This window comes from Pukyongiella litopenaei, from assembly GCF_003008555.2.
In the GTDB taxonomy this organism is placed as follows: domain Bacteria; phylum Pseudomonadota; class Alphaproteobacteria; order Rhodobacterales; family Rhodobacteraceae; genus Pukyongiella; species Pukyongiella litopenaei.
Window position 1 is genome coordinate 782,836 of the sequence record NZ_CP027665.1, and the last position, 23,915, is coordinate 806,750.

21 protein-coding genes are annotated in these 23,915 nt (G+C 67.0%); 8 read left to right on the forward strand and 13 right to left on the reverse strand.

What is annotated here, in order from left to right:
- Nucleotides 1-173: 173 nt before the first annotated feature.
- Nucleotides 174-749, reverse strand: a complete 576-nt coding sequence (locus tag C6Y53_RS03915; protein WP_106471230.1) for a L,D-transpeptidase — start codon at nucleotides 747-749, stop codon at nucleotides 174-176.
- A 330-nt stretch (nucleotides 750-1,079) separates the two neighbouring features.
- Between C6Y53_RS03915 and C6Y53_RS03920 the strand changes: the two genes are divergently transcribed.
- Nucleotides 1,080-1,418, forward strand: a complete 339-nt coding sequence (locus C6Y53_RS03920; RefSeq protein WP_149615449.1) for a hypothetical protein — start codon at nucleotides 1,080-1,082, stop codon at nucleotides 1,416-1,418.
- A gap of 1 nt (nucleotide 1,419) precedes the next feature.
- The gene (locus C6Y53_RS03925) at nucleotides 1,420-2,631 is read left to right on the forward strand and encodes an HlyD family secretion protein (RefSeq protein ID WP_106471233.1); all 1,212 of its coding nucleotides are present in this window, start codon (nucleotides 1,420-1,422) and stop codon (nucleotides 2,629-2,631) included.
- Between the two features lie 133 nt (nucleotides 2,632-2,764).
- Here the strand turns inward: C6Y53_RS03925 and C6Y53_RS03930 are convergent, their stop codons facing one another.
- The 7 genes from C6Y53_RS03930 to C6Y53_RS03960 form a co-directional block, all read right to left on the reverse strand.
- The gene (locus C6Y53_RS03930; RefSeq protein WP_106471234.1) at nucleotides 2,765-3,901 is read right to left on the reverse strand and encodes a M20/M25/M40 family metallo-hydrolase; all 1,137 of its coding nucleotides are present in this window, start codon (nucleotides 3,899-3,901) and stop codon (nucleotides 2,765-2,767) included.
- Nucleotides 3,902-3,912: 11 nt separating this feature from the next.
- Nucleotides 3,913-5,076, reverse strand: coding sequence for a M20 aminoacylase family protein (locus C6Y53_RS03935; RefSeq protein WP_106471235.1), 1,164 nt, complete (start codon nucleotides 5,074-5,076; stop codon nucleotides 3,913-3,915).
- A gap of 15 nt (nucleotides 5,077-5,091) precedes the next feature.
- Nucleotides 5,092-6,720 (reverse strand): ABC transporter ATP-binding protein, encoded by a 1,629-nt coding sequence (locus C6Y53_RS03940; RefSeq protein ID WP_106471236.1) that lies wholly within the window; start codon nucleotides 6,718-6,720, stop codon nucleotides 5,092-5,094.
- Nucleotides 6,717-7,607, reverse strand: a complete 891-nt coding sequence (locus C6Y53_RS03945; RefSeq protein WP_106471237.1) for an ABC transporter permease — start codon at nucleotides 7,605-7,607, stop codon at nucleotides 6,717-6,719. The genes C6Y53_RS03940 and C6Y53_RS03945 overlap by 4 nt, the downstream gene beginning before the upstream one ends.
- On the reverse strand, nucleotides 7,604-8,548 hold the full coding sequence (locus tag C6Y53_RS03950; RefSeq protein ID WP_106471238.1) for an ABC transporter permease: 945 nt from the start codon (nucleotides 8,546-8,548) through the stop codon (nucleotides 7,604-7,606). Before C6Y53_RS03950 ends, C6Y53_RS03945 begins: the two co-directional genes overlap by 4 nt.
- 78 nt (nucleotides 8,549-8,626) lie before the next feature.
- Nucleotides 8,627-10,249: an ABC transporter substrate-binding protein gene (locus C6Y53_RS03955; protein ID WP_244614935.1), complete on the reverse strand. Its 1,623-nt coding sequence runs from the start codon at nucleotides 10,247-10,249 to the stop codon at nucleotides 8,627-8,629.
- Between the two features lie 59 nt (nucleotides 10,250-10,308).
- Entirely contained in the window at nucleotides 10,309-11,883 is a 1,575-nt protein-coding gene (locus tag C6Y53_RS03960; RefSeq protein WP_106471240.1) for a M81 family metallopeptidase, read from the reverse strand.
- 143 nt (nucleotides 11,884-12,026) lie between these two features.
- On the opposite strand from C6Y53_RS03960, the gene C6Y53_RS03965 reads away from it, so the two are divergent.
- Both C6Y53_RS03965 and C6Y53_RS03970 read left to right on the forward strand, forming a co-directional pair.
- Nucleotides 12,027-12,839 (forward strand): IclR family transcriptional regulator, encoded by an 813-nt coding sequence (locus tag C6Y53_RS03965; RefSeq protein WP_106473952.1) that lies wholly within the window; start codon nucleotides 12,027-12,029, stop codon nucleotides 12,837-12,839.
- A 19-nt stretch (nucleotides 12,840-12,858) separates the two neighbouring features.
- The gene (locus C6Y53_RS03970) at nucleotides 12,859-15,186 is read left to right on the forward strand and encodes a penicillin acylase family protein (RefSeq protein ID WP_244614936.1); all 2,328 of its coding nucleotides are present in this window, start codon (nucleotides 12,859-12,861) and stop codon (nucleotides 15,184-15,186) included.
- 36 nt (nucleotides 15,187-15,222) lie between these two features.
- Here C6Y53_RS03970 and C6Y53_RS03975 read toward each other — a convergent pair whose 3' ends face one another.
- From C6Y53_RS03975 to C6Y53_RS03985, 3 genes are read right to left on the reverse strand one after another with little or no spacing between them, the layout of a single operon-like run.
- Nucleotides 15,223-16,281, reverse strand: coding sequence for an ABC transporter substrate-binding protein (locus C6Y53_RS03975; RefSeq protein ID WP_106471242.1), 1,059 nt, complete (start codon nucleotides 16,279-16,281; stop codon nucleotides 15,223-15,225).
- Nucleotides 16,278-17,654, reverse strand: coding sequence for a sensor histidine kinase (locus C6Y53_RS03980; RefSeq protein ID WP_106471243.1), 1,377 nt, complete (start codon nucleotides 17,652-17,654; stop codon nucleotides 16,278-16,280). Before C6Y53_RS03980 ends, C6Y53_RS03975 begins: the two co-directional genes overlap by 4 nt.
- On the reverse strand, nucleotides 17,647-18,321 hold the full coding sequence (locus tag C6Y53_RS03985; RefSeq protein WP_106471244.1) for a response regulator transcription factor: 675 nt from the start codon (nucleotides 18,319-18,321) through the stop codon (nucleotides 17,647-17,649). The genes C6Y53_RS03980 and C6Y53_RS03985 overlap by 8 nt, the downstream gene beginning before the upstream one ends.
- A gap of 167 nt (nucleotides 18,322-18,488) precedes the next feature.
- Here C6Y53_RS03985 and C6Y53_RS03990 point away from each other — a divergent pair, with 167 nt between their 5' ends.
- The 3 genes from C6Y53_RS03990 to C6Y53_RS04000 all read left to right on the forward strand — a co-directional run bounded on the left by C6Y53_RS03990 (nucleotide 18,489) and on the right by C6Y53_RS04000 (nucleotide 21,541).
- Nucleotides 18,489-19,481, forward strand: coding sequence for a Bug family tripartite tricarboxylate transporter substrate binding protein (locus C6Y53_RS03990; protein WP_106471245.1), 993 nt, complete (start codon nucleotides 18,489-18,491; stop codon nucleotides 19,479-19,481).
- A 76-nt stretch (nucleotides 19,482-19,557) separates the two neighbouring features.
- Nucleotides 19,558-19,989 carry a tripartite tricarboxylate transporter TctB family protein gene (locus C6Y53_RS03995; protein ID WP_106471246.1) on the forward strand — a complete coding sequence of 144 codons (432 nt, stop codon included), beginning with the start codon at nucleotides 19,558-19,560 and terminating at the stop codon, nucleotides 19,987-19,989.
- A gap of 10 nt (nucleotides 19,990-19,999) precedes the next feature.
- Nucleotides 20,000-21,541: a tripartite tricarboxylate transporter permease gene (locus C6Y53_RS04000; RefSeq protein WP_106471247.1), complete on the forward strand. Its 1,542-nt coding sequence runs from the start codon at nucleotides 20,000-20,002 to the stop codon at nucleotides 21,539-21,541.
- Between the two features lie 51 nt (nucleotides 21,542-21,592).
- Here C6Y53_RS04000 and C6Y53_RS04005 read toward each other — a convergent pair whose 3' ends face one another.
- The gene (locus C6Y53_RS04005) at nucleotides 21,593-22,120 is read right to left on the reverse strand and encodes a DUF6446 family protein (RefSeq protein ID WP_106471248.1); all 528 of its coding nucleotides are present in this window, start codon (nucleotides 22,118-22,120) and stop codon (nucleotides 21,593-21,595) included.
- Between the two features lie 95 nt (nucleotides 22,121-22,215).
- On the opposite strand from C6Y53_RS04005, the gene C6Y53_RS04010 reads away from it, so the two are divergent.
- Nucleotides 22,216-22,848 (forward strand): MarC family protein, encoded by a 633-nt coding sequence (locus tag C6Y53_RS04010; RefSeq protein WP_106471249.1) that lies wholly within the window; start codon nucleotides 22,216-22,218, stop codon nucleotides 22,846-22,848.
- 9 nt (nucleotides 22,849-22,857) lie between these two features.
- Here the strand turns inward: C6Y53_RS04010 and C6Y53_RS04015 are convergent, their stop codons facing one another.
- Complete coding sequence (locus C6Y53_RS04015; protein WP_106471250.1) at nucleotides 22,858-23,784, reverse strand: glycine--tRNA ligase subunit alpha; 927 nt, start codon at nucleotides 23,782-23,784, stop codon at nucleotides 22,858-22,860.
- Nucleotides 23,785-23,915: the final 131 nt, after the last annotated feature.

The following is a 23,915-nucleotide window of genomic DNA, read 5'->3' on the forward strand; positions in this document are numbered from 1 at the left end:
CAGTTCTATCCATGCCGGCATAGGCCGGGCAAGTGTCGCGGCAAGGATCGCCCAGGACCGCGCAGGCACCGGCGGGGTGATCGACGCCCCTGCGCGGGGACCGCGACGCAGGCACAGGTCGCGGCCTTCTGATGGCATATCTGCCAGTCCCGGCGCCGGTGTCATGCCCCGGATCAGCCGTTGTGCAGGACGACCCGCGTGCCGAGCGGAACCTCGGAGAAGAGTTGAATCACATGATCGTTGGCCATGCGGATGCAGCCGTTGGATATCTGCCGTCCCAACCCGCGAACATCGCGCGTGCCGTGAATGCGCAACAGGCTGTCCGACCCGTTCGACCGGTAGAGATAGAGCGCCCGGGCCCCGAGCGGATTGTCGATGCCGCCGGGCATCCCTGCCGCGTGCGGCCCATACAGTTCAGGATCGCGCCGGATCATCGCCTTGGTCGGTGTCCAGGACGGCCATTCGCGTTTGTCCCCGACACGGAAACGGCCGCTGTAATACCGGCCCGGTTCACCGATCCCGACCACATAGCGCGTGGCCTGGCCGCCGGGACGCGTCCAGAGCAGCGTGAACGTATCCGGGAAGACATGGATCTCGCCGGGCGCGAGATTGGGCGCGTCAACGAGGCGTGGCTCGTATTCTTCCGGGATCGGCAACTCGCTCGGATGGATCGGTTCCGTCACTTCGGGTGTCGGGGCACAGGCCGGCAGGGCGGCCAGCAGTCCCATCAGAAAGGCGCGACGTTTCATTCCCGGCATTCCCCTACGGCAACTTTGTCCGGGTAGGATGCGATTTCAGGCCGCTGTCGGCAAGGTTTTCCGCCTGCCACCCGAAAATGACGGTTCTGCCCAGCGTCGTAACGGGCACCTCATGCGACCGCGCGAGCCTGCCAAAACACCGCCCGGACAGCCGCCCGATGCCGGCAAAAGCGCTGTTTCGGCGGGTCCGCCGCAACATCATCTTGATTTCGCGTGGCGATCCGGCCCAAGTTTGACCTGTCGCGGTTGCGCGGGCGCCGAAACCGGACCGGGGCCGGGAGCGACCGGGGCGCGAACAACATTGCCGGGATGGGGACCGTCATGGACAAGACCGAGTCACAGACCGCCGCGCTGGACCCGGCGCCCCTGTCATGGACCGCGCCCGGAGCGACCGACACCTTTGCCATCTACGGGCTTATCACCCTCCTGCTGGTCGTTTTCCTCGTCATCTATCTCTACGCGGTGTTCGACCGCTATGCCGAGCGCAAGGGCGAAGGCAGCCCGCTGCGCACGACCATTCCGACGATGCTGACGGTCGGCCTGGCCTATGACCTGCTGCCGCCGCTGGAAGGGGTGAGCGTGTTGCTGCCCTTGTCGCTGATCGCGGCGGCCGTCGCACGGGATGCGGTGTTATGGGTCAACGAGAACAGGGGGCGGTGACATGATCGAACTGATCCTGACCAGTTTCCCGCTGCTGTTCCGCATCGTCTATCTGCGGTTCCGCAAGAAGGCGATCACCGTCTACAATATCCACCGCGCCGTCTTTGTCTGGTTCCTGCTGTTTCTCGCGCTGGTCTTCACCATCGAGTATTACCACCCCGAAACCCATTCCGGCATCGTGCCGTTTCGGATCGTTCCCGTCGTGGCCGAGAATGGCGGCACCGTGACCAGCCTGCACGTCAAGGCGGGCCAGGACGTGGAACCCGGCGATCTGCTGTTCACGGTCGACGATTCGAGCGAGGCCGCCGCCGTCGGGGTCGCCGAAAGCCAGGTCGAGCAGGCCCGCGAACAGATCACCGTGGCCAGGTCGCAGGTGCGCGAAGCCCGGGCCGCCGTGGACTCGGCACAGGCGGCGCTCGATATCGCCAATGTCCAACTTTCGAACCAGGAAAAGCTGCGCGAGGAGAAATCGCCCGCCTTCGCCCTCGACCGCTACCTGCGGGCGCAGGACGACCAGAAGGAACGCACCGCAGCCGTGGCGCAGGCCCAGGCCAACCTGGAAACGGCCAGCCTGCAGGCCGACAAACTGGCGCCAACGGCGCTCGCCACCGCCGAGGCATCGCTCGGGCAGGCGCAGGTGGAACTGGACAAGACCCGCATCAAGGCATCGGTCGCCGGCCGGATCGAACAACTGACGCTGAATGTCGGCGACCGCGCCGCCGAGGTCGCCATCAACCCCGCGATGGTCATCGTGCCCCACCGGACCGCCGACGACCCGGCCGAGATCGTGGCCGGGTTCACCCAGGTCAATCGCTCGGTGATACGCATCGGCATGCCCGCCGAGGTCGCCTGCGCGAGCAACATCAACAACGGGATGCACGATTCGGTCCTGCCGGCGCGGATCGTCCGCATCCAGGAGTCAATCGCGACCGGACAGATCGTCCCGACCGGCAAGCTGTTGCAGCCGTCCGAGCGCATGGGCCGGGGCGAGGTCGTCGTGCATCTGAAGCTCGAACATCCCGAACATCAGAGCCTGCTGGTCAACGGCAGCAGATGTCTCGTCCAGGCCTATACCACACGCATCTCGGGATCCCTTGCCGATACCGCGCTGGGCGAGATCATCGAGGCCTGGGCGTTGGAAAAGGCGATCATCATGCGCATGAAGGTCTGGGTCATGCTGGCCACGGGGGCCGGTCTGGGCGGGGCGGGCTGAGCCGCCGGGATAGGCGGGATCCCGCGCCGCCACGGCACCTGCAGGCCGCGTTGATCCGGGCAACGCCCGCCGGGAAACGGGACCACCGCCGACGGGGGTCGATCCCGGTGATGCCGGCGGCGCATGCCGCGCCTCAGCCGAGCCGCATCAGCAGCCCCGCCATGAGCCGCGCCCGTTCGGTCAGGCTGTCGACGCGGATATGTTCGGTCAGCGTATGGAGCCCGGCGCCCCGCACACCCAGCGAATCCAGTGTCGGGATACCCATCGCCCCGGTGAAATTCCCATCGGAGCCGCCGCCCTGGCTGCGCCCTTCCAGTTCGAACCCCAACTCGCCGGCAATGCCTTTCGCCACCTCGAAAATCCGTGCCGTTCCGGGCGTGTCCGGCCGCCAGACCGGCCGAGTGACGCCGCGCGTGACGCTGAATTCGACACCGTTCACATCCCCCTGAAGCGCCATCATGCGGGCAATGCCGTCGTCGAGATCCTGCTGTTTCTTGGCCATGCTCAGCGCCTCGGCATCGCAGACGGACGACACGCAGTTCACCCATTGGCCCGCATGGATCACGCCCACGCTGAACGTGCAGTCGGGCCCGGTCATGGCCTCGATCTCTTCGATCTTGTGCGCCATCGCGGCGATGGCGGATCTGCCGTCCTGCAGCCGCGCGCCGGCGTGGCTGGGCTGGCCGGCGGTGCGCAGGTTGAACCGCGCGATGGCATAGCGGCCGATGGTCACGCCGCCATCGTCATGCCCCGGCTCGGGCACCAGCACATAGGCGTGCCGCGCGGCCTCGGCCTCGATCAGGTCGCGCGTGCTGGGGGTGCCGACCTCCTCGTCGGGGGTGAACAACACGGTGACCGGCAGCGGTGTCTCCAGCCCCGCCTGCGCCAGCTTGCGGATCGCCTCGAGGCTGACGAAATTGCCGCCTTTCATGTCCATGATGCCGGGGCCATAGCAGATCCCGCCCTCACGCCGGAACGGCAGCGCATCGAGCGTGCCGACGGGGTGCACCGTGTCCATGTGGCCCAGGATCAGGATGCCGGGCTTGCGGCCCCGGTCCGGATGCGGGAACCGGGCCCGCACCGAGCCGCCATAGCCCATGCGGCCGGGAATGCGTTCGATCACGGCCCCCATCACCGCCATGTCACAGGCGGCGAGATCCATCATCCGGTCGACGGCGGCGGCGTCGAATGTGGGACTTTCGCATTCGATCCACGGGCGCAGGTCCGCCAGCATCGCGTCGGCATCGAAGGGCAGTTCGAGCGGGTTCATCCGGCACCCTTTCAGCTGGCCAGCCGGCGTTCGACGATCCGTGCCATCACGGACGCCCCCACCGGCAGCAGGTCGGGATCGAGAAAGAAGCTCGGATTGTGCAGGCCGGTGGTGCCGGAATGGCCGATCCGGCAATAGGCGCCGGGAACCACCTTGAGCATGTCGGCGAAATCCTCGGAGCCGGTGGCCGGTTCGTCGGCGTTGCTGACGTTTTCCTCGCCAACGATATCGGCCGCCGCCTCGAGATAGGCCTCGGACAGGTCGGCATCGTTCATCAGCACGTCGAAGATGTTGCGCAGGTCGATGGTGATCTCGACGCCATAGGCGGTGGCAAACCCGGCGCAGAGCTCGCGCATCCGGGTTTCGGCCAGGTCGCGGACCCCGTCCTTGAAATAGCGGATCGTGCCCGCCAGCGTCGCCACGTCCGGCACCACGTTATAGGCCGATCCGGCATGCAGCTGCGTCACCGACAGCACACAGGCGTCCAGCGGAGCCACGTTGCGCGACAGGATCGTCTGCAGGCTGCCCACCAGCGCCGAGGCGATGACCAGCGGATCGCGCGACTGCTGCGGCATGGCGGCATGGCTGCCCTTGCCCTGCACCCTGATGTCAAAGAACGAGGCCCCCGCCATCGCCGGCCCCTTGCAGATGCCGACCCGGTTCGGCTCGCCGCTGGGGGAATTGTGCATTCCAAAAACCTCGTCGCAGGGGAACCGCTCGAACAGGCCGTCGGCCAGCATCCCGCGCGCACCGCCCAGGCCTTCCTCGGCGGGCTGAAAGATCACGATCGCCGTGCCCGCGAAATCGCGGGTTGCGGCCAGGTGCTTGGCCGCGCCCAGCAGCATGGTGGTATGCGCGTCATGGCCGCAGGCATGCATCACGCCGGGATTGGTCGACCGGTATGGCAGGTTGGTTTCCTCCTCGATCGGCAGCGCGTCCATGTCGGCCCGCAGCCCGACACGCCGCGCGCCGTCGCGATTGCCCCGGATGACGCCGACGACGCCGGTGCCGCCGATGCCCGTATGGATCTCGTCGACGCCATAGGCCTTCAGCCTGTCGGCGACCACGCCGGCGGTGCGATGCTCGGTAAAGCCGATTTCGGGATGGGCGTGCAGGTCCTTGAAGATGTCGGTCAGTTCTTCGGTGCTTGCGGCGATGATGGGCAAAACGCTCATGGTGTCTCCTCGGGTTTACTCGGCCGCTTCGGTGAAGGGGCGGAAATTTGCGAAATCCCAGTGGCGGCCGGGGGCGGCCGTGATCAGGGCCTTGGTATAGTCCTCGCGCGGAGATCCGAGCACCTGCCCCGCGGGTCCGTATTCGACCACCCGGCCGTTCTGCATCACCAGCACGTCGTCGCAGATCTGCGCGGCCACGCCCAGGTCATGGGTGATGAACAAGATGCCGAGCCCGAGCCGGTCCTGCAGCTCGTCCAGCAGTTTCAGAACCTGCGCCTGAACGCTCACGTCAAGCGCCGACACGGCCTCGTCGGCGACCAGCACATCCGGGTCCATCGCCAGCGCGCGGGCAATGGCGATGCGCTGGCGCTGACCGCCCGAGAACTGGTGCGGAAAGCGATCGACGGCACTGGCCGGCAGGCCCACCAGTTCCAGCAGTTCCCGCGCCCGCGCCATCGCCTCTGATTTCGGCGTGCCGAAATTCAGCGGCCCCTCGATGATCGACTGCCCGATCTCGATGCGCGGGTTGAGCGACCGCATCGGGTCCTGGAACACGATCTGGATGTTCTTGCGCTGCGGTTTCAGGTCCTTCTGCGACAGCGACGCAATGTCGGTGTCGCTGACCATGATCTGCCCCGAGGTCGGGTCGATCAGGCGCATGATGCAGCGCGCCACGGTGGTCTTGCCCGAACCGCTTTCGCCGACGATGCCCAACGTGCGCCCCTTGGGCAGGCTGAAACCGACATCGTCCGCCGCCCGGACCTCGCGGCCCCGGGCGAACCAGCCGCCGCCGCCATAGACCTTGCACAGCCCCCTGGTCTCCAGCACCACGTCCTGCGATGTGGGCGGCCGTTCCGGCCGTGGCACCTGGCTGGGCACCGAGCGCAGCAGATCGCGGGTATAGTCGGTTTTCGGATGCCGCAGCAGGTTGTCCAGGTCCTGCGCCTCCATCACCTCGCCCAGTTTCAGCACCGTGACCTCGTCGGCGATCTCGGAAACCACGCCCATGTCATGGGTGATGAACAGGACCGCCGAGCCCTGTTCCTCGCGCAGTTCGCGGATCAGGCTGAGGATCTGCGCCTGCGTCGTCACATCCAGCGCCGTCGTCGGTTCATCCGCGATCAGCAGCTGCGGGCGCATCACCAAAGCCATCGCGATCATGATCCGCTGGCGCTGCCCGCCCGACAGCTGGTGCGGGAAACTGCGATACATCTTGTCCACGTCGGGCAGATGCACCGCCTCCATCATTTCGCGGGCGCGGGCGCGGCGCGCCGATTGCGACATGTTCGAATGGAACTCCAGCACCTCCTCGATCTGCTGGCCCACCCGCGCGACCGGGTTCAGAGCCGTCATCGGTTCCTGGAAGATCATCGACATCGACGTGGCCCGCAGGTCGCGCAGCCGCGACGGGCGCGCGCCCAGCAGTTCCTCGCCCTTGAGCCTGATCGAGCCCGCGACCGGTTGCAGCACCGACGGCAACAGCCCCATCGTGGCCAGCGCCGTGAGCGACTTGCCCGAGCCGCTCTCGCCCACGAGGCACATGGTCTGCCCCGGCTCGATGCTCAGGTCCAGCCCCTTGACCACCTGGAAATCGGCATTGCCGTTCAGCGCGATCCGCAGGTCGGAAATATCGAGAAGGCTCATCTGTCGATCCCCCGTTTTGCCATGCGCGGATCGAGCGCGTCGCGCACCGCATCCCCCACCAGGTTGATCGTCAGGATGGTGACCGACACCACCAGTCCGGGCCAGAGCACGATGCCGGGGTTGATCTGGAAATAGATCCGCCCCTCGGCCATGATGTTGCCCCAGCTCGGCGTCTCGGGGTTGATGCCGGCGCCGAGGAAACTCAGGATGGCCTCGGTCAGGATGGCGCTGGCGCAGATATAGGTGCCCTGGATGATCAGCGGGGCGATGGTGTTGGGCAGCAGGTGCCGCTGCATGATCCGCCAGGTCGGGGTTCCCGCCGCGATCGCCGCCTCGACATAGGGTTCTTCCCGCGCCGACAGCACCAGCGACCGGACCAGCCGGACCACACGCGGCACTTCGGGAATGGTGATCGCCACGAGAACCGTCCACAGGCTGGCCCCCCACAGCGACACGATGGCAATCGCCAGCAGGATGCTGGGGATCGCCATCATCCCGTCCACCATGCGCATCAGTATCGCGTCGAGCCAGCGCAGGTAGCCCGCCACCAGGCCCAGGAACAGTCCCACCAGGACCGCGAAGATCGCCGCGGCAACGCCTACCACGAGCGAGACGCGCCCGCCGTAGACGATGCGCGAAAACAGGTCGCGCCCATAGGCATCGGTGCCCAGCCAGTAATCGGCGCTTGGCGGCTTCAGGCGCACCGCCGGCGCCAGCCGCACCGGGTCATGCGGCGCGACCAGGGGCGCCAGGATGGCCGACAGCACGATCAGCGCGAGGATCACCGTCGCGCCGGTCACGATCGGCCCGGACAGCACGATTTCCCGCGTTCTGGCCAGCGCCGACACGCGGCCCGGTGCGGCGGCGGGAACAGTTTGATCGGTCATGCGTAGCGGATCCTCGGGTCAAGCAGCACATAGGCGATGTCGATCAGCAGGTTGATCACGACATAGATGAGAGAGGCGAGCAGGATCACCGCCTGGATCACCGGATAGTCCCGGCTCAGAACCGCATCGACGGTCAGGCGGCCCAGGCCCGGCAGGTTGAACACCGATTCGGTGACCACCACGCCGGAGATGATCAGCGCAAAACCGATCCCGATCACGGTGATGATCGGCACCGAGCAGTTGCGCAGGGCGTGGCGCATCAGGACCTTGTGCTCGGGCAACCCCTTGGCCCGTGCCGTCCGCACATAGTCGTCGCCCAGGATCTCCAGCATCGAGGTGCGGGTGATCCGCGCGATCAGCGCGATGTAGAGCAGGGTCAGCGTGAAGGTCGGCAGCGCGATCCGGTGCAGGAACGGTCCCAGACCGTCGCCGATGGACTTGAACCCCTGCACAGGGAACCAGCCGAGCTGCATCGCGAAGAGCGAAATCATCAGGTAGCCGATCACGAAGACCGGGATCGAGAAGCCCAGCACCGACAGCAGCATCACGAAACGGTCGATCAGCGTGCCCTGTTTCCACGCAGCGATGACCCCCAGCGGCACCGCGATCACCACCGACAGGATGATCGTGGTCAGCGCGAGGCTGATGGTCGGTTCCATCCGGTCCGCGATCAGGTCCAGCACCGGCTTGCCCGACAGCACGGAGGTGCCGAAATCGCCGCGCAGCAGGTCGCCGATCCAGGTGACGAACTGCACCAGCAGCGGTTCGTTCAGACCCAGCGAGGTCCGGATCGCGTCGAGCTGCTCGGGCGTCGCCGTATCCCCGGCGATGATCGCCGCCGGATCGCCGGGTGTCAGCCGCAGCAGCAGAAAGACGAACAGGGCGACGAACCCCATCACGGGGATCGCTGCCAGCACGCGTTTCAGGATGTAGAAGACCATCGGCCAGACCTTTCCGGGTGTGAAACCTCAGCGTCGGAAAACCCGGCCCCGCAGGTGGCCGCGGGACCGGGTTTCATGTCAGTTCTTGGAAATGTTCCAGAACAGCGGCGCGGGCGCATCCAGCACGCCGTCCAGGCTGTTGGACCACGCGGACGGCACGAAATACTGGCCGATCGGTGCATAGATGCCCTCTTCGTAGGCCAGTTTCTGGATTTCCTCGGCGAGCTTTTTCTGCTCGTCCAGCGAGGTCGCGGTGGCATAGGCGATCCGCAGTTCCTCGATCTTCGGGATATCGGGCCAGCCGAACCAGCCGCCTTCGGGGCCCTTGCCGTTGACCATGTTGTTGACCAGCGGGTTGAACACGTCGGCCCCGACCCAGTTGGTCATGAACATGTGCCAGCCGCCTTCGGCGATCGGCGCCTGGCTCGCGCGGCGACCGACCAGCGTTTGCCAGTCCATCGCCTGCAGGTCGACGGTAAAGCCCGCGTCCCGCATCGCCTGGGCAACCACGACAGGCTGCGTGCGCAGGGTGCCCACATCGGTCGGGTGCATGATGACGATGGGCGTGCCGTCATAGCCGGCCTCTTTCAGCAGCGCCTTGGCCTGGTCCATGCCGTTGCCCTCGACCAGCGTTTCGGACCCGGCATCGCTGGCCAGCGGGGTGCCGCAGACGAACATCGCGCCGCACAGGTTGTAGAGATCGGGATTGCCCACCAGCGCGTCGAGCACGTCCTGTTGCCTGACCGAGGCGATGGCCGCCTTGCGGATGCGCGCGTCGTCCATCGGCGCGTTCAGCGCGTTGGGCCGCATGATCGTCTGATAACCGAGCGCGTTCAGGTTCCTGACCGTGACATCCGGGTTGGCGTCCAGGATCGGCAGCAGGTCGGATGGCGGGCTTTCCCAGTAATCGATCTCGCCGGCCTGCAACGCGTTCAGCGCGGTCTGGTCGTCGGGCATCACCACCCATTCGACGCGGTCGACCTTGACCACCTTGCCGCCGGCGGCAAAGCTCGCCGGTTCGTCGCGCGGCACATAATCCTCGTTCTTCTCGTAGACCGCGATCACGCCGGGCTGGTATTCATCCGCCACCCATTTGAACGGGCCCGATCCGATCTGTTCGGGGATCGCCTCGGTCGAAGGCGTCTCGGCCAGGCGTTTGGGCATGATGAACGGCACGTTCGACGACGGCTTGGCCAGGCTGTCGATCACCAGGCCATAGGGTTCCTTCAACTGGATGACGAACGTGTTGGGCGCGTCACCCTGCGCCATGCTCTCGACGAAATCCATCAGCACCTGACCCATGCCGTCGCGTTCGCCCCAGCGTTTGATCGAGGCCGCGACATCTTCGCCGGTGACATCGGCCCCGTCGTGGAACTTCAGCCCGCCGCGCAGGGTAAAGGTGTAGGTCAGCCCGTCATCCGACACCTCGTGCGACTCGACCATCTGCGGCTGCGGCACGAAATCGGCATCCAGCGCGTAGAGCGTGTCAAAGATCATGTAGCCGTGGTTGCGGCTCATGTAGGCGGTGGTCAGGATCGGGTCGAGAACACGCAGGTCCGAGTGCTTCACCGCCCGCAGCGTCTGCGCGTCGACGGCCCCCGTTGCCATTGCCAGCCCGGCCAGCGTGGCGCCGAACAGGGTCGTGCGCAGCAGGCCGCGCAGCCCCCTGGGCGCGGGATCGAATGTGGTCATGTCAGTCATGGGATACTCCTGTTGGTTGAAGTCGTTGCGCCGGGCTTTGCCGCCCTTGTCGCCTGAAACTATGTTATGGCCTCCTCCCTTTTCCTTTCGGACCGCGCCGGTTCGAATGCCCGGCCCAGCGGCTCCAGCCGGATACCGGGCGCGAGATTGGTGAATGGCAGGCTGGCCGGGCTCACCGGCATCGGGCCCGGCGCGATACAGGTCAGGATGGTTTCGGCGATCGGGTCGAAATCGGCCCGGAAATGCACCGAGCTCTTGTTGACGAGGATCGCCTGTTGCTCGGGTTCGATGCCGACGAAACGATACATCTCGCGGTCTGCCATCTGCGCCTTGTTACTGGTCACGACCACGCGAACCCCGCCGATCCGCAGACAGGCGGACGGCCCCATGTCCAGCGGCGCTCCGCCGTAGAACGGCCCGGTCGCGACCAGCCGGCCATCCGACAGTTTTTCGACCATGAACCGGCCCTGAAAGGGCGCGTCCCCGGAGATGCCCGAAAACCCGCCCAGCGCGATGTCGATCTCGACCCCTTCACCGGCGTCATGCGCGGCGGCGGCGGCGGCGGGGTCGACCATGTTTCCCAGCGCGGCCCGCTGCGCGTTCTGGCGCACCAGCGCACGCAACATGCCGGTGGTGTTGGAATCGCCGCCCGCACCGGGATTGTCCTGCGTGTCCGCGATCACCACCGGGCGGGTCGCGGTCGCGGCGATGCGCATCGCCTCGATCACACCCGCATCCGGGTCATGGGATGTGCCGGCAAAGGCCGGCTCGGCGTCCAGCACGGCCTGTTCGATGGCATCCGCCGCTCCATCGGCGGCGGCCGCGGTATCGCCATAGCAGATCACCGTCGGCCCGCAGCCCGGAAAATCCGCTGCCGGAAACCCGAAGAAGAAAGAGGTGCTGGCCACCGGGCCGGATTCTGGGCCGAATTCTGGGCCAGTTTCCGGGCCGGTTTCCAGGCCGGCCACGAGATCATAGAGCCCCCGTGCCGGCTCGGCCCGCGTGCTTTGCCAGGCAATCGGGATCAGGAACGGCAACCGCCGGAACGCCTTGGCAAACGGGGCGCCGCGCGCCATCAGCGCCTGCAACTGCCGCGCCGCGCGATGGCCGGTCTCGGCCATGTCCACATGCGGATAGGTGCGAAAGCCCACCACCACATCGGCCGCATCCACCATCTGCTGCGTGATGTTGCCATGCAGGTCCAGCGCTGCGGCGATCGGCACGTCCGGCCCCACCGCCGCGCGCAGGTCAGCCAGCAACCGGCCCTCGCCGTCATCCTCGTGCTCGGCCACCATCGCGCCATGCAGGTCCAGGAATATCCCGTCCAGGTGGCCCGCGCCCGCAATGCCCGAAATTATCTCGGCGGTGATGCTTTCATAGGCATCCTGGCACACATGCGCGGACGGGATCGCCCCGGCCCAGAGGATCGGGACCATGTCCCAGCCGGCCGATTCGCCAAACTCCACCGCGCCGCCGATCCCCAGATTGATGTCGCGCCCGCGTTCGATCACCGCGCGCCCGCGGGATATGGGCATGTATCCTCCGCCCTGAACGAAATCGGCCATGCGTGCCCTGGTCGGTGCAAAAGTGTTGGTTTCATGCAGGAAACCGGCAAGCGCCACGCGCCTTGGCATTGTTTTCCCCCAGATGCGGCACCGGTATCGGCACCATGCCCCTCGTCGCCGCAATGTATTGCAAGGCAATACAGCTGCATCGTATAGAAATCGTAGGGCATCACATGACCATAGGTCAATGCAACACCGAACAGGAGAAACGGATGTTCAGGAACACGACCCGGTCGGAACCGGGCAAACGTATCCCGACCGCCGAGGATCGTGCCGAGCCCCTGTTTGTCCAGTCCGTCGAACGGGCCATGGCGGTGCTGTCGGCCTTTCACCACGCCGATGGCCCGCTGACCCTGACCGAGATCACCACCCATGCCGGGCTCGACCGCAGCGCGACGCAGCGGATGGTGCATACCCTGCGGGCGCTCAACTACATCCGGCGTGACGCGGGCGGGCACGGATTCGTGCCCGGCGTGCGCATCCTCGATCACACGCTCGACTATCTCCGGCTGCACCCGCTGGTCCGGCAGGCCACGCCGGTTCTGCAGGAACTGCGCACTTCGGTCCGCGAACGGGTCGACCTGTCGCTGGTCGACGATACCCGCATGATCTATGCCGTTCGCCTGCAGACCAAGCGCCAGACCTTCAATGCCTCGCTGCTCGGTCACAGCGTGCCGGCCTTCTGCACCTCGGGCGGCTGGGCGATGCTGTCACGCCTGCCCGAAGCCGACGCCCGCGACATCATCGAACGTTCCGACCGCCGCCCGTTTACGCCGCACACCCTGACCGATCCCGACGAGATCATGCAGGCGGTCGGCGAGACCCGCCGCAACGGCTATGCGCTCGCGCTCAACCAGTTGCTGAGCGGCGAGATCGCGCTCGGATTTCCGGTGCTCGACAACCATGGCAGGCCGGTGGCGGCGATCCACATCGCCGGATCGCTCTCTGAATGGACCCCCGGGGACTATGTCGCCCGGTTCGCGCCGCTTGGCCAGCAGACCGCCCGCGCGCTCAGCAAATACTGACCCGTCACAGGAGACCCCGATGACCACGCTCACCCTGCCCGGTCTGTCCGCCCCCGCCAGCATATCCGTCGATGAATGGGGCATGGCGCATATCCGTGCCGGGACCGCGCGGGACCTGTTCTTTCTGCAGGGGTTCAATGCGGCGCGGGACCGGCTGTGGCAGATCGACCTCTGGCGCAAGCGGGGGCTGGGCCTGCTGGCCGCCGATTTCGGCCCCGGCTACCTGATGCAGGACCGTGCCGCGCGGCTGTTCCTCTATCGCGGCGACATGGCCGCCGAATGGGCCGCCTATGGCGAGGATGCCGAGGACATCTGCACCGCCTTTGCCACCGGCATCAACGCGGGCGTCGACCTGGTGCTGGACGGCAGCTGGCCCCTGCCCCCGGAATTTGCCGAGCTTGGCACCCGGCCCGCCCATTGGGCGCCCGAGGACGTGGTGCGCATCCGCACCCATTGCCTGTCGCGCAACGCGGCCTCGGAGTTTGCCCGGATGCAGGTTCATGCCCTCGCCGATCCCGAGACCGACCTGCTGCGGGTGCCGCTCTCACCGCCGGTGCCGGACAGCGAATGGCAGACCATGGCCGACATCCGCCTGCCGCCGGATGCGCTCGATGTCTATGCGCTGGCCACCGCCCCCGTCACCTTCCAGCGCGAACGGCTCGACGCGACGCTGGAGGAGGCCGCGCAATGGTCCACGGTCGATGCGAGCATGACCGTGCAGCGCGCCGCCGCCCCGATGGAAGGCTCGAACAACTGGGCCATCTCGGCCGGCCTCACCGACACCGGCCGCCCGATCATGGCCAGCGACCCGCACCGCCAGCATGCCGCGCCCTCGCTGCGCTACATGGTCCACCTGACCGCGCCGGGCCTGGACCTGATCGGCGCAGGCGAGCCGTCATCGCCCGGCATCATGGCCGGCCATAACGGCACCGCCGCCTTCAGCCTGACCATCTTCTGCGCCGATCAGGAAGACGTGATGGTCTATGAAACCACCGATGACGGCGACGCCTATCGGTATGGCGACAGCACGGAACCCTTTGTCCGGCTGACCGAGACCTTTGCGGTCAAGGGCGCGGCGGACCAGACCCTGACCCTGACATTTTCCCGCCACGGGCCCGTGGTCCATGCCGGGGACGGCATTGCCGTGGCGCTGCGCACCGTCTTTACCGATCCGGGCACCGCCCCCTACATGGCCAGCCTGAAATCCATGCGGACGACCAGCGTGCCCGCGTTCCGGGCGGCATTGACCACATGGGGCGCCCCGTCGGTCAACATGGTCTATGCCGACATGGCGGGCGACATCTGCTGGCAATCCGCCGCCTATGTGCCGCGGCGCACCGGCTGGCGCGGGCTGGCGCCGGTGATGGGGGACGGACGCCATGAATGGCAGGGCTACATGACCGCCGCCGACCTGCCGGCGATAGTGAACCCCGACAAGGGCTTCGTTCACTCCGCCAACGAGATGAACCTGCCCGAGGGATGGGACCATGCGGCCAGCCCGATCGGCTTTGAATGGTTCGAGGACGGGCGCGCCGACCGCATCGCCGAGGTGGTCGGCGCCGGTGGCGCGCGCGATGTCGCGGGCAGCTGCGCCTTGCAGACCGACACGGTCTCGGCCCGGGCGCTGGAGCTCTGCGCGCTGGTCCCGGACACCGCGCCCGGGGCCGCCCGCGACCTGCTGCGAGGCTGGGACGGGGATGCCCGCGCGGGCTCGGCCGCCGCCCTGCTGTTCGAGACCTGGCTCTCCGGCCACCTGCGCCCTGCCCTGCTGTCCCGCATCGCCCCCGACAGCACCCTGCGCGGCTATCTCGCTCCCGGCAATGTTCCGACGGTTGTCCGCCTGCTGCGCGGCGACCTTCCCGGCCTTGCGGCCCGCGCCGACATCGACCATGACAGGCTGATCGCCGATACGCTTGCGGCGGCCTGGGATGACTTGGTTGCGCGGTTCGGCACCGATCCCGCCGCATGGCGCTGGGGCAATCTGCACAAGAGCTATTTCAACCACGCGCTGACACCGCTGGGCAGCTCGCGCGATGTCGGGCCGCTGGCCAAGGGCGGCAGCGGCACCACCGTCATGCTGGCCCATTACGAGGCCTCGGACTATCGCGTCCGGATCGGCGCCTCGGTGCGCATGGTGGTCGATGTGGGGGCCTGGGACAACAGCGTCTGGATCAACGCGCCGGGCCAGTCCGGCATACCCGGCACGCCCCATTACGACGATCTCGCCCCGCTCTGGGCCGAAGGCCGCTATGTGCCGATGCTCTATTCGCAAGAGGCCGTGGACAAGGCCACCGCCAGCCGGCTCAACCTGCGCCCTGGGGGGGTGTCTGCCGACGCCGCGGACTGAGGCACCCATTGCGCGCAGCAGCCAGTTCCGGTGCCGTCACCGCAGTTGCGGAAACGCGTCGCGCCAGCGCCGGATGAACAGTTCGCGCTTGTCCGCATCCATCGCCACGATGAGCCTTGGATCAAGACCGACCGGGCGTTCCAGCGTTTCGACGGAACCGGACACTTCGATCTGGGCACCGTCCCCGCCATCCAGCCTCACGATCAGGTCCTGCGCCTCCAGCCGCGCCCGGCCATCGTCGGAAAGCAGGTAGTCGAGCAGATCCCGCGCGGTCCCGGTGTCGGCCGCCCCGGCCGGGATCATCGCCGCCCGCGACAGGATCAGCGTGTAATCCTCCGGCGCGACGACGGCGAGCCGCGCCTCCTGCCCGGCCCGCTGCAGGGCATAGGACCCGAGAACGTTGTAGGCGATCAGGAACCGGCCCGAGATCACCGCGTCGATGATCTCGGCCGAACAACAGGTGGCCACCGAACCGCTGCGCCCGAACGCCTCCATCAGGCCGCCAAAGGTCGTCGCCTCGAGCGAATCGCTGAAGGCCAGCAGAAACCCCAGGCCGGATTGCTCGATATCATAGGTCGCCACCCGCCCGGCGAACCGGCTGCCGGTCGGCCGCAGCAGGTCGAGCAGGTCGAACCGCGATCGCGGCACCTCGTGGGGCCCGACCAGGTCCCGGTTGTAAACCATCACGACAGGTTCGCGGGTGATCCCCCACAGCTGATCGCGCCATCTGAGCTGGGGCGCAAGCGCGCCGGTGCCGTCCGACACATGGGTCGTGGCGCATCCCTGGTTGACGAGATCGACCATGTGATGAACGGCCGAGCTGATGACGAGATCGGCACCGGTCCGCCCGCTGGCGCAGTCGCCGGCGGTCAGTCGGTAGAGATCGTTCGACCCCCACTGCTCATAGACGACACGGGTATCGGGGCGGGTTACCAGATAGGCCTCGATCACGGGGCCCAGCGCCGCCAGATCGGTGGTGCTGCGCAACAGCGCGACATGCGCGGCATCGGCGGGGCCGAGTCTGGCGGTCAGCTCGGGCGTCTGGGCGGCAAGCGGCTGCCAGAGGCAGATCAGCAGGGCCGCCAGACGGATCATGGCGCGCGCCTCGGCAGTTCGAGGGCAACGGCGTGCCGCCCGTCATCACGGGTCATCCGGATCCGGCCCCCATGCCCTTCGGCCACCTCGCGCGCGATGGCCAGACCGATGCCGGTGCCGCCGGAACTGCCGGATTTCGCGAACCGCCTGCCCGCCGACTGCAGGATCCCCGGCGCCGGTCCGTCGCCGCGATCGCTCACCCACAGCGCGGCCATGTCGCCGTCGGTCACACCCAGCCGGATCGGCGGTTTTCCATGGTAGAGGGCGTTGGTCAGCAGGTTCTTGCCCGCCTCGGTCAGCGACAGGCCATCGCCCCGCACCGGCACCGGATCGTCGGGCAGCGCCAGTTCCACCTCGATGCCCGCGTCCAGGAACAGATCGTCGGTGGCCTCGACGATATCGACCGCCACATCGCGCAGGTCCAGCGGTGTCGCGGGTTCGGTATCGGCGCGGTGGATGATCATCGCCCGGCTGAGCAGCTGATCCAGCAACCGGCCCAGCCCCGCGGTGCGATCCTCGATCCGGGCCACGATGCGGGCGCGGCGGTCGGGGTCGGTCTCGCTGGCGGCCAGCTGGGCCTGCGCCCGGATCGCGGCGACAGGCGTGCGCAACTGGTGGGCGGCATCGGCAATCAGCTTGCCGGTCGCCACGCTCTGCCGTTCCAGCCGCGCCATGAACGTGTTGAGCGCGACGAGCATGCCCGCCACCTCTTTCGGCGCCGACAGCGACAGCGGCGTGAGGTCCGTCGGCTCACGCGCGGCCAGCGCATCGCTGAGCCGCGGCAGCGGTTCGAGCGCCCGGCTGACCACCAGCCAGGCGAACAGCGCCATCACCGCCCCTGCCGCGCCGAGCACCAGCATCGCGTTCCGCGCGATGTCCCGCGCGAGATCCCGCCGGGCCAGCAGCGTGTGACCGACAACCACCTGCACCGGCCCGGAAAACCGGCGTTCGGCAAACCGGCGGGTCACGGCCACATACCGCGCCGGTTCGGCGCCGAACGTGCCGTCATAGAATACGCTTTCGCCCGTCGCCGCCCCCTCCGGCAGCGGGGCGGCGCCGTCGCCGGTCAGGGTTGCCCCGTCCGGGCCGACGACGCGATAGCGGATGCGGTCATCGGGGGCGAGCGACATCAACTCGAAGGCCGAGACCGGCAGATCGACAATCGCGGCCCCGTCGCGGATCGAGATCGCGGTGGCAATGTCGGACGCGGCCCCCAGCAGCAGCCGGTCATAGGCTTCGCGCGCGGCCTGCCTGCCATAGGCCAGCGCCGCGACCAGCACCACCGCGCCGCCCAGCACCAGCACCGATCCCACGGCGAGCGCCACGCGGCTCTTGAGCGACAATGTCGCGCGAACCACGGCGCGGTCAGCCATCGTCGGCAACCAGTCGGTAGCCGAGCCCGCGATGGGTTTCGATCCGCGCCCGCGACCCGGCAAGTTTCTTGCGCAGCCGTGCGACATAGAGTTCGATCGCGTTGGCGCCGACATCCGCCCGGTCGAACGAGAATATCCCGTCGAACAGCTGGTCCTTGGACAGGATCTGTCCGCGATGCGACATCATCAGGTTCAGCAGGGTCATTTCGCGCCGCGTCATCGGCACCGGGGCATCGGCGACATGCACGGTGCGGGCCGCGGGATCGAAGACCAGATCGGCCAGCCGCATCAGGTTGCTGACCTGCCCCTTTTCGCGGCGGATCAACACCCGCAGCCGCGCCTCGAGTTCGCGCAGGTCGAACGGTTTCACCAGGTAGTCGTCGGCACCGGAATCGAGCGCCGCCACCCGCGCGGTGACCTCGAACTCGGCCGTGAGCATCAGGACCGGCGTGCTGTCGCCGCGCGCGCGCAGCCATTTCAGCAGGAGCCGCCCGTCACCATCGGGCAGGTTAATGTCCAGAACGATGGCGTCATAGGCCTGAACCGCCACGCAATCCTCGGCATCCCCCAGCCTCGGCGCGAGATCGCAGGCAAAGCCCGCCGCTTCGAGGCTGGCAACGACGGCCTCCCCGACATCGGCGGTGTCTTCGACGATCAGAATGCGCATATGCGATCCCCCCGGTTGCCGAGCTTACCGCGCCGATCACGAGCCGGAAAGCGCGCGGTTCCGCGCCATTACAGGTTGGTGACAGGTTGGTGACAGGTTCCGGCCCTATGGTCGCCCCACCCCGGATCGCCACATGCGCGGTCCGTGACATGATGTGGAGGAGACCCATGCAATTCACGACCATCCGGCGCGGCCTCGCCGCCGCCGCAATTCTGGCCTGTGCGCCCTTCGCGGCCGCCGCGCAGGATTTCACCCCCGAGACCCCCGAATGTATCGCGCCGGCCAACCCCGGCGGCGGCTGGGATTTCACCTGCCGCCAGGTCGGCAAGACGCTGCAGGATCTCGGCCTGATCCCCTCGACCATGCAGGTGGTCAACCTGTCGGGTGGCGGTGGCGGCGTGGCTTTTGCCGAGGTCGTCAACAAGCGCAGCGACGACAACGACCTGATCGTCGCGGCCTCGTCGGCCACGGCAACGCGGCTGGCGCAGAACGCGTTTCCGGGCAACACGATGGACGAGGTTCGCTGGGTCGGCGCGATCGGCGCGGATTACGGCGTGATCGCGGTGGCCGCGGACAGCGGGATCGCGACGCTGCCGGACCTGATGGAGCAGATCAAGGCGGACCCGACCTCAATCTCGATCGGCGGCGGTTCGGCCGTCGGCGGCTGGGATCACCTGAAGGTGCTGATCGCCGCGCAGCGGGCCGGCGTCGAGGATGTGCGCAAGGTGAAATACATCGCGTTCGCGGGCGGCGGCGAGGCGGTGACCCAGCTTCTGGCCGGGTCGCTGCAGGCCTTTACCGGCGATCTGTCCGAGGCGCAGGGATTCGTCGAATCGGGCGATATCAAGGTGATCGCGCTGCTGGCCCCGGACCGGCTGGACGGCGACTTCGCCGACCTGCCGACCGCCCGCGAACAGGGGATCGACGCCATCGGCGCGAACTGGCGCGGGTTCTACGCGCCGGGCAACATGAGCGACGCGGCCTATGACTACTGGGTCAGCCGGATCGACACGCTCTATGACAGCGACGAATGGAAAACGATCATGGCCAGTAACGGCCTCGCCCCGCTCGACCTGCAGGGCGCCGAGTTCCAGGCCTTTGTCACCGAGTCGGTGCAGAGCATCCAGGATCTCTCGCGCGAGATCGGCATCCTGCAGTAGCGGCGCCCCGGCGCCACGGCATCTCCGGTCGTCATCGGGGATGCCTTTCCATCATCCGCAACCGGGAGGAGTTCGCATGAGCGACCGCGTCTTCGGTGGGATCGGTCTGGTCCTCGCCCTCTTTTTCGGCTGGCAGGCATCCATCATCCAGGAGAGTTTCCTGTCCGATGTCGTCGGCCCCAAGATGTTTCCCTACATCATCGCCACGGTCATGGGCATCGCGTCGATCTATTTCCTGCTCAAGCCCGATCCCGAACCGGACTGGCCAAACGCCGGCCGCCTGGCCGAGATCGGTTTCGCCGCGCTGGTGATGCTGGCCTATGCGCTGGCATTGCCGCAGCTGGGGTTCGTCATCGCAACCGCATTGGCGGCCACCTACCTGACCTGGCGACTCGGTTCGCGGCCGCTGGAAAGCGTGATCATCGGCGTCGCCACGTCGGTCGGCATCTATGTGGTTTTCCGGCTGCTGCTCGGGCTGAGCCTCGCCCGCGGCCCTTTCGGTTTCTGAGGAGCACCCCATGGACCTGATGTCCCAACTCGCCGACGGGTTTGCCGTCGCGCTCACCTGGCAGAACCTCGCGCTGGCGCTGATGGGCTGCTTTCTCGGCACGATCATGGGCGCGCTGCCGGGGCTCGGCCCGTCAAACGGCGTCGCGATCCTGATCCCGCTGGCCTTTACCCTCGGCCTCGGCGCGACGCCGTCGCTGATCCTGCTGACCAGCGTCTATTACGGGGCGATGTATGGCGGGCGCATCTCGTCGATCCTGCTCAATATCCCCGGCGACGAACCGGCGATGATGACCTGCCTCGACGGCTATCCGATGGCGCAGCAGGGCCGTGCGGGCGAGGCGCTGGCGCTTTCGGGCGTCGCCTCTTTCGTCGGCGCCTTCTTCGCCACATGGGGGCTGGTTCTGCTGGCGCCGCAGCTGGTCAAGGTCGCGCTGCTGTTCGGTCCGGCCGAATATTTCGCGCTCTTCGCGCTGGCCTTCGCCACGCTCGGCGGCATTTCATCGACCAACCAGGCGAAATCGGCCTTTGCCGCGGCGCTCGGGCTGGGGCTGGCGATGATCGGCGTCGACACCCAGACCGGCGTTCCGCGCTTCACCTTCGGCGAGGTGCATCTCTATGACGGGATAGATTTTCTCGTCGCCATCGTCGGCCTGTTCGCGCTGTCCGAGGTGTTTGTCTTTCTCGAGCACCGGGGCACGGAACGCGACATTTCCCGCCAGCCCCGGATGCAGATCGGCCGCATCGTGCCGTCCTGGAGCCTGATCCGGTCCTGCATCCCGACCATGGGCCGCACCACGATCCTGGGGTTCATCGCGGGCGTGCTGCCCGGTGCGGGTGCCTCGCTCGGCTCGTTCATCTCGTATTCGATGGAAAAGCGTATCGTCGACCGCGACAACACCTTCGGCACCGGCGACCCGCGCGGTGTCGCGGCGCCCGAGGCGGGCAACAACGCGGCGGCGGGCGGCGCGCTGGTTCCCATGCTCGCGCTGGGCGTGCCGGGCTCGGGCACCACGGCGGTTCTGCTTGCCGTTCTGCTGGCGCTCAACATCACGCCGGGGCCGCTGCTGTTCACCCAGAACCCGGACGTGGTCTGGGGCCTGATCGCGGCGCTGTTCATCGGCAACGTCATGCTGCTGGCGATGAACATCCCGATGGTCGGCCTGTTCACCCGCGTCCTGCTGGTGCCGCCGCGCATCCTGATGCCGATCGTGGCGATGATTTCATTTGTCGGGATCTACGGCATCTCGGGGTCGAGCTTCGACCTGATGGTCATGGTCGGCTTTGGCGTCATGGGCTGGGTGCTGCGCAAGCTCGACGTGCCGCTGGTGCCGATCATCCTCGGCACGCTTCTGGGCAACGAGATGGAGGTCAATTTCCGGCGCGCGGTGAATATCGCGGATGGCGATTATTCGGTGCTGATCTCCTCGCCGCTCACCATCCTGCTATGGTCCATCGCCATCATCGGCTTTGTCCTGCCGATCCTCGTCGGTGGCGTGCTGCGCCGCCGGATGCGCATGGCGCATGATGCCGAAGGCGCCATCGAGGACTGACGCCATCCCGGCGCCCGCGGCTGCCGATACTAGGCCGCCGCGGGCGTCGGATCACTCGCCTGCCGGGCGCGGCGGGCAGGCCTCGCCGGTCACGGTGCCGTCATAGGCCTTTTTCCCGCAATCGTTGAGGTCGTGCCAGGCCCAGCCGCGCCCGTCACGCGCCACCGCCACGATCCGGTCGACACCATAGGCGATGTTCTTGGTGCCCAGGAACACCTGCACCGATCCATCGGCGATGCCGGCGGCGATCTCGCCGGCGTCAAAACAGTCGAACCAGCCCGGCGCGTTGCGCGGATCGTGGCCCGGTGCCGCCTTGTAGGCGGCCCCCAGCGCAGCCGGGTCCGCCGAGGTGGTGAAACAGGCGCGGTAGCGGATCGGCGAACTGTCGGCGGTGATGGCGCGGAAATCGCCATAGGCTATGGGTTCGGGATCGCCGCCGTCCTGCGCGACCAGCATCACGTCGCGACCCGGTTGGGGGTCGGGTTCGTAGTAGAACGCATAGACCTGCAGATAATAGAGCACCGCCCCGGCCAGTGCGGCGCTGGCGACGATAACCCCACCGATGAGCTTTCCGTTCATTTCCGTCTCCTGATCCGTCCAATGCCAAGACCGGGCTTTCGTTCCGCGCCTCTATCGCCCATTCTGCCCCTGAACCGCCAGAGAGGAATGAACGTATGGATGCCGGATTTGCCGTTTCGTTCTTTGGCGCCTTGTTCGCGATCATGAACCCGGTCACCAACCTGCCGATATTCCTGAGCGTGACCGAAGGCGCGCCCGCCGAGACCCAGCGGCGGATCGCGCTGAAATGCGCGATCTACAGCCTCGGTCTCGGCGCCGGGTTCGCGCTGGCGGGCACGCAGCTGCTGAACCTGTTCGGAATCAGTGTCGACGATTTCCGGGTTGCCGGCGGCCTGGTCGTGCTGCTGATCGCGCTGAACATGCTGAGCGGCGACGAAAGCAGTTCGCATCACGGCACCGACGAGGAAAAATCGGCCTATCCCGACCCTGACACGGTTGCCTTCTACCCGCTGACCTTTCCGATCATCGTCGGCCCCGGCACCATCACCACGCTGATCCTGTTTGCGCACAAGATCGAGGGCCCGGTGCAGATGATCGCCTATGGCGCGGTTTTCGCCGCCGTGGTGGCGCTGCTGGCGCTGACCTTCTGGAACGCGCCGATGCTGGCAAGGCACCTGTCCGGCACCGCCCGCGTCATCATGTCCCGCCTGATGGGCATGATCCTTGCCGCGATCGCGGTCGGCATGATCGTCGAGGGGCTGAAGGCCCTGCTGCCGGGACTGGCCTGACGCCGACGCTCAGGCGGGGTTATGGCCGCCGGCCGCGGTCTGCACGAAAGCGTCGGCGCATTGCTTGGCCAGCGCCCGCACCCGTCCGATATATTCCTGCCGCTGGGTCACCGAGATCACCCCGCGCGCATCCAGCAGGTTGAAGATATGGGACGCCTTGATGCACTGGTCATAGGCCGGGTGGGCCATGACGATGCGCTTGCCGGTCTTGGGGTCGTCATGTTCCTGCGCGAGGATCAGCGCGCATTCGGCCTCGGCCTCCTTGAAGTGATCCTTCAGAACCTCGGTGTCGGCGACATCGAAATTCCAGCGCGCGTATTCCTCTTCGGTCTGGCGGAACACGTCGCCATAGCTCAGCGGGATCGGCGCATCGGGATCGTTGAACGGCATGTCCATCACATGATCGACACCCAGCACATACATCGCCAGCCGTTCCAGCCCATAGGTGAGTTCGCCGGATACCGGCGCGCAGTCATGGCCGCCGACCTGCTGGAAATAGGTGAACTGCGACACTTCCATACCGTCACACCAGACCTCCCAGCCCAGCCCCCAGGCGCCCAGCGTGGGGCTTTCCCAGTCATCCTCGACGAAGCGGATGTCATGCAGGTCCATGTCGATGCCGATGGCTTCGAGGCTGCCCAGATAGAGGTCCTGCAGGTTGGGCGGGCTGGGTTTGATCAGCACCTGGTACTGGTAGTAATGCTGCAGCCGATTCGGGTTTTCGCCATAACGGCCGTCAGTGGGCCGGCGCGACGGCTGCACATAGGCCGCGGCCCAGGGATTGCCGCCCAGCGCCCGCAGCGTGGTGGCGGGGTGGAACGTGCCGGCGCCGACCTCCATGTCATAGGGTTGCAGGATCGCGCAGCCCTGTTCGGCCCAGTAGGTCTGCAACCGCAGGATGATTTCCTGAAACGAACGCGGGGCGGTGCTGGTCATCGGGATATGTCCTCTGTTCGCCCGGGCTGGGGCGCGCCTTTCCTATGCCCGTGCGAAAGCCGGGTCAACGGCGCAACACCTGCGCCGCGGAACGTTGCGCGGGCATGGTAATGATTCATAGTTGGTGATTA

Excerpts from the sequence above, each read along its gene's own strand:
- C6Y53_RS04005 (WP_106471248.1), bottom strand. The coding sequence starts at position 22,120 with ATGAACGGAAAGCTCATCGGTGGGGTTATCGTCGCCAGCGCCGCACTG.
- C6Y53_RS04010 (WP_106471249.1), top strand. The coding sequence starts at position 22,216 with ATGGATGCCGGATTTGCCGTTTCGTTCTTTGGCGCCTTGTTCGCGATC.
- C6Y53_RS03935 (WP_106471235.1), bottom strand. The coding sequence starts at position 5,076 with ATGAGCGTTTTGCCCATCATCGCCGCAAGCACCGAAGAACTGACCGAC.
- C6Y53_RS03975 (WP_106471242.1), bottom strand. The coding sequence starts at position 16,281 with ATGATCCGTCTGGCGGCCCTGCTGATCTGCCTCTGGCAGCCGCTTGCC.
- C6Y53_RS03945 (WP_106471237.1), bottom strand. The coding sequence starts at position 7,607 with ATGACCGATCAAACTGTTCCCGCCGCCGCACCGGGCCGCGTGTCGGCG.
- C6Y53_RS03990 (WP_106471245.1), top strand. The coding sequence starts at position 18,489 with ATGCAATTCACGACCATCCGGCGCGGCCTCGCCGCCGCCGCAATTCTG.
- C6Y53_RS03960 (WP_106471240.1), bottom strand. The coding sequence starts at position 11,883 with ATGCCAAGGCGCGTGGCGCTTGCCGGTTTCCTGCATGAAACCAACACT.
- C6Y53_RS03955 (WP_244614935.1), bottom strand. The coding sequence starts at position 10,249 with ATGACTGACATGACCACATTCGATCCCGCGCCCAGGGGGCTGCGCGGC.
- C6Y53_RS03915 (WP_106471230.1), bottom strand. The coding sequence starts at position 749 with ATGAAACGTCGCGCCTTTCTGATGGGACTGCTGGCCGCCCTGCCGGCC.
- C6Y53_RS03920 (WP_149615449.1), top strand. The coding sequence starts at position 1,080 with ATGGACAAGACCGAGTCACAGACCGCCGCGCTGGACCCGGCGCCCCTG.
- C6Y53_RS03925 (WP_106471233.1), top strand. The coding sequence starts at position 1,420 with ATGATCGAACTGATCCTGACCAGTTTCCCGCTGCTGTTCCGCATCGTC.
- C6Y53_RS04015 (WP_106471250.1), bottom strand. The coding sequence starts at position 23,784 with ATGACCAGCACCGCCCCGCGTTCGTTTCAGGAAATCATCCTGCGGTTG.
- C6Y53_RS03995 (WP_106471246.1), top strand. The coding sequence starts at position 19,558 with ATGAGCGACCGCGTCTTCGGTGGGATCGGTCTGGTCCTCGCCCTCTTT.
- C6Y53_RS03980 (WP_106471243.1), bottom strand. The coding sequence starts at position 17,654 with ATGGCTGACCGCGCCGTGGTTCGCGCGACATTGTCGCTCAAGAGCCGC.
- C6Y53_RS03930 (WP_106471234.1), bottom strand. The coding sequence starts at position 3,901 with ATGAACCCGCTCGAACTGCCCTTCGATGCCGACGCGATGCTGGCGGAC.
- C6Y53_RS03950 (WP_106471238.1), bottom strand. The coding sequence starts at position 8,548 with ATGGTCTTCTACATCCTGAAACGCGTGCTGGCAGCGATCCCCGTGATG.
- C6Y53_RS03970 (WP_244614936.1), top strand. The coding sequence starts at position 12,859 with ATGACCACGCTCACCCTGCCCGGTCTGTCCGCCCCCGCCAGCATATCC.
- C6Y53_RS03985 (WP_106471244.1), bottom strand. The coding sequence starts at position 18,321 with ATGCGCATTCTGATCGTCGAAGACACCGCCGATGTCGGGGAGGCCGTC.
- C6Y53_RS03965 (WP_106473952.1), top strand. The coding sequence starts at position 12,027 with ATGTTCAGGAACACGACCCGGTCGGAACCGGGCAAACGTATCCCGACC.
- C6Y53_RS04000 (WP_106471247.1), top strand. The coding sequence starts at position 20,000 with ATGGACCTGATGTCCCAACTCGCCGACGGGTTTGCCGTCGCGCTCACC.
- C6Y53_RS03940 (WP_106471236.1), bottom strand. The coding sequence starts at position 6,720 with ATGAGCCTTCTCGATATTTCCGACCTGCGGATCGCGCTGAACGGCAAT.